Annotated in this window: 3 protein-coding genes; 2 read left to right on the top strand and 1 reads right to left on the bottom strand. The window is 48.6% G+C overall.

Translation table 11 applies throughout. The annotated features are described in order from the left end of the window. A partial coding sequence (locus A3751_RS06025) for a pseudouridine synthase (protein ID WP_068453385.1) occupies positions 1-689 on the top strand: 689 nt, incomplete at its 5' end. A 27-nt stretch (positions 690-716) separates the two neighbouring features. Here the strand turns inward: A3751_RS06025 and A3751_RS06020 are convergent. Beyond that, on the bottom strand, positions 717-1,670 hold the full coding sequence (locus tag A3751_RS06020; RefSeq protein ID WP_197466202.1) for a GGDEF domain-containing protein: 954 nt from the start codon (positions 1,668-1,670) through the stop codon (positions 717-719). 292 nt (positions 1,671-1,962) lie between these two features. Here A3751_RS06020 and A3751_RS06015 point away from each other — a divergent pair. Then, a partial coding sequence (locus tag A3751_RS06015; protein ID WP_156492280.1) for a chromosome segregation SMC family protein occupies positions 1,963-3,771 on the top strand: 1,809 nt, incomplete at its 3' end.

Here is a 3,771-nt window from a genome sequence, read left to right as displayed (position 1 = left end):
TGGATGGTAAGACTGTCAAGCTCGACACAGATGTGCGTATTGATCCGCGCGTTATTGTCTATAGCAAGCCGGAGGGCGTGATTTGCTCGCGTTCTGACCCAGAAGGCCGGCCAACTGTGTTCGAAAATCTCCCCAGGCTAAAGAACCAACGATGGATCTCTGTAGGTCGCCTTGATATCAATACTAGTGGTTTACTTATTTTGACGACGGATGGTGATTTGGCGAATCGATTAATGCATCCCTCGTATGAGGTTGATCGTGAGTATGCTGTGCGTATTCATGGAGAAGTTGATGATGCAATGCTCGCTCGACTCAAAGAAGGTGTTCTGCTTGAAGATGGCGTTGCGCGTTTTACGGATATTCAACCAGCGGGTGGCGATTCCACAAATCAGTGGTTTCATGTCGTGTTGATGGAAGGTCGTAATCGTGAGGTGCGTCGGCTTTGGGAGTCGCAGGGTGTGCAGGTAAGCCGCCTAAAGCGCGTTCGCTATGGTTGTATCTTTCTACCAAGCCGTTTGAAGGTTGGCGCGTGGGAGGAATTGAACAATAAAGAAATCAACGAGTTGAGGTCGATTGTCTCTTTGCCTCCTGTTCGGATAAAAGCCAAAGACCCCAAAGTGAAGGCGGAAGATCAGCGTAAGCAACGCAGGGCCTTTAAGACTAAGCCTTCGCGGACCAAGCGTCGCTAGCCTCATGTACTCACTTTAGCATTGCCCTCAAGCCTTCTTGGCTTCAGGGCGATCGCTGATCGATTTGTTGACTGTTATAACCTGATTGCGGCCGGTGCGTTTTGCCGCGTATAACGCTTTGTCGGCGCGATTGATAAAGTCTTGTAGCGCTTCATCTGCCTCAAACTCAGCGCATCCAAAGCTCGCGGTAACCGCAAGGTTTGCTTCTTCGTAGGCAAACAGATGATTCTCAATAGTTTGTCTTAGTCGCTCGGCGGTAAATTTCGCTTGGTCGATGTCAGCATCATCAAGAAGCAGTAAAAACTCTTCTCCTCCATATCGGAAGCATAAGTCGCTTTTTCTGAAGTTGTCTTTTATGAGTGTTGCGAGCTGTTTGAGAACGACATCGCCACAATCGTGGCCGTGCTGGTCATTGATGGACTTGAAGTGGTCGACGTCCATCATGATCGCTGTAAGCGGTGTTTTGTGGCGAACCGCACGCTCTGCTTCTCTGTGCAGGCTGGCTTGCAATGCACGTTTGTTTCCCATGCCGGTAAGTTCGTCAGTTAATGCGTTTGCCAGTGCCTCTTGGTATAGCAGGGCGTTTTTGAGGGGAAATACCAAGGTGCTAGCCATGAATTCTACGATCGAAATTTCTTCTTCTGTGTAGCGTTTACGGCGATTAATAGTAAGTTTGCCGAGTTTGGTGTTTTCAATAGCTAGGTTGAATTGGCAATTGTGCGCGCCTGATTCCTCCCCAAAGCTGTACGCATTGCCATCGTTGGTTTGAAATCGAACAAGGCCGGGACGAATAAGTTCCGAAAGCTCTTGAACAAATATCTCGATTAGGGTTCCGATATCAAGCGTCGTTTGCAGTCTTCGTACTGTTCGAGTCACCGCGTCATTAGAGTCAACGATCTGTCTGCTAATGTTTTTGTAGGTCGAAGTTACCTTGGCGCGGTTGAAGTCGATTGTTTGTGCCGCTTTGTCGTTGGTATCCATAATGATCCCTTGATTCTTACAACGTAATAGACGTAATGTTGATTTTGGTTCTGTTAAGCGAGCGGTGTGCCAAGAATAAAATGAGCTATAAAAACAAAGGCTTAAATGGTTTTTTGGGGTGCTGTGACGGCCTTCTGACATCTTTCTTGATGTTTTTGAAGGTTGCGGTCAAAAAAATGACGGCGTCGCCGCCGGTGCTAGAGGAAGTTTATTCTGCTTGCAAGCAAGGGTTGTTTTGCGCAACATTGCTAGCAACTTGTAATAACAAAAACCTTCAGGTAATCGTTTTTTAATGCGTTTGAAATCCATCAAATTGGTCGGCTTTAAGTCTTTTGTTGACTCGACAGTTGTGCCTTTTCCTACAAATATGACAGCGATCGTGGGTCCTAACGGTTGCGGAAAATCCAATGTCATTGACGCCGTGCGATGGGTCATGGGAGAGAGCTCTGCGAAGCATTTGCGTGGGGAGTCGATGACGGACGTTATCTTTAACGGCTCTACGCATCGCCAGCCGGTTGGTAGGGCTTCGATTGAGCTTTTGTTTGACAATAGCGAAGGGCAGTTAGTTGGTGAATTTGCTGCGTTTAGCGAGATATCGATCAAGCGCCAGGTAACGCGAGAAGGACAGTCTCAGTATTTTCTAAATGGTTCCAAGTGCCGACGTCGAGACGTGACCGATATTTTTCTTGGAACTGGCATGGGGCCGCGGAGCTACGCCATTATTGAGCAAGGGATGATATCTCGCTTAATTGAGAGCAAGCCAGAGGAGTTGCGCGTCTACCTGGAAGAGGCGGCGGGTATCTCCAAGTATAGAGAGCGTCGCAGAGAAACAGAAAATCGTATGCGGCGAACTCAGGAGAATTTAGATCGGCTGTCTGATATTCGCGAAGAGTTAGGCAAGCAACTTGCGACGTTAAAGCGTCAGGCATCGGCAGCTGAGCGTTATAAAGAGTACAAAGCGCAAGAGCGAAAAACAGGGGCTTTGTTGGCTGCGATTGATTGGAATGCGCTTTCGGTTGCGCGTGAAGAGCACAGCAAGCAGTGCGCGTCGCTAGAGGAAAGTATAGAGCTTTCGGTATTAGAGAAAGCAACTGGCCAGTCGAAAATCGAGGCAGCGCGCGCAGAGCTCGAAGAGACAATTGAGGGGTTTCAAGCACTGCAGGCCAGCTATTATCAGTCAGGTGCTGAAATAGCCAAGTTTGAGCAAGAGTTGAAGTTTGAGCGCGAGAAGGCCGAGCGCGCCGCAGAGCAAAAGCTAAGAATCAGTGATGATATTCGTCGCTCTGAGGAGCGAAAGCGTCTTTTGTCAGAAGAGTTACAGGATCGTAGTCTTGAAGTTGAAGAAATGGCGCCTGAGCTGGAATTGCTTGTTGAACAGCAAGAGGTTCAGTTGGAGCGGGTGGAGTTGGCTGAGTCGCGCTTTCAGGAATGGCTGCAAGGTAATGAGCGCTTACAGGAAGCGTATGCGCAAGCGCGCAGCGATGCCGAATCAAGTCAGGCACAGGTATCACAGTTAGAGGCGCGCATTCAGCAATACAATGACCGCTTGGTTTCATTAAGTCAGGAACAAACTCAGCTTGATGCGCAGAGTGGTTCGCTCGGTGATGAATGCGGAGATGCAGAACTTGCTGAAATAGATGCGCAAATTGGGCAAACCAAAGTTGAGGCAGAATCCATTGAGCAGCAACTGCTGTTAGATAAAGCGAAGCTAAGCGAATTGGAGGAGGCGATATCGGAGTCGCGAAGCTTACTTGCAAGTGATAAAGCTGCGTTGTCGTCACTGGATGCGATTCAGCAGGATGCGAGAGCTACAGTAGAGTCTAGCTTTAAGGAGTTTGCCAGTGCGCAGGAATTAAAGCCTCTTATAGACTGTATTCAGATTGCTCCCGAGTGGGGGGTGGTTGCAGAGTCTGTTTTGGGTGGAGTGCTAAGTTCTTATCTCGCTCAAGAGGCGAGCTTCATCGGTTCGGAGTTATCGGGGTTTACAAAAGAGTCGTTTACCGTGTTTTTGGAAGGCGCTTCAGTGGTTGAACCGCTTCCAGGGTCTTTGGCGAGCAAAGTTGCGGGAGTCGACGTCTTAAATGAGCAGCTGAATGAGTAT

The organism is Oleiphilus sp. HI0080 (assembly GCF_001635135.1).
This window is presented reverse-complemented; position numbering and strand designations above follow the sequence as displayed.

Coding starts and splice junctions, on each gene's coding strand:
- A3751_RS06020 (WP_197466202.1), bottom strand. CDS start 1,670: ATGGATACCAACGACAAAGCGGCACAAACAATCGACTTCAACCGCGCC.